Origin of the sequence: Hymenobacter glacialis (assembly GCF_001816165.1) — a bacterium.
Taxonomy (GTDB): domain Bacteria; phylum Bacteroidota; class Bacteroidia; order Cytophagales; family Hymenobacteraceae; genus Hymenobacter; species Hymenobacter glacialis.
Window position 1 is genome coordinate 1 of record NZ_MDZC01000027.1, and the last position, 242, is coordinate 242.

1 protein-coding gene is annotated in these 242 nt (G+C 60.7%); it reads right to left on the reverse strand.

Annotation, left to right across the window (positions count from 1 at the left end; genetic code table 11):
* Nucleotides 1–242 (reverse strand): hypothetical protein (locus BEN48_RS18985; RefSeq protein ID WP_206599805.1); only part of this gene is annotated, 242 nt, incomplete at both ends.

Sequence of the window (242 nt, forward strand, 5' to 3'; positions counted from 1 at the left end):
CAATGGTGCCGATTTTTGCTTTTCTCGCGGCCCCCAGGTAGGTGGCGCCGTTGAGGGGGTGCTGATTTTTTTGATGGCCTGCACGGCTGTGAAGCCGGCTTCTACCAGCAGCTCCACTTGGCGGCGGTTGGCGTAGCCGGCCACAATGGTGCCGATTTTTGCTTTTCTCGCGGCCCCCAGGTAGGTGGCGCCGTTGAGGGGGTGCTGATTTTTTTGATGGCCTGCACGGCTGTGAAGCCGGC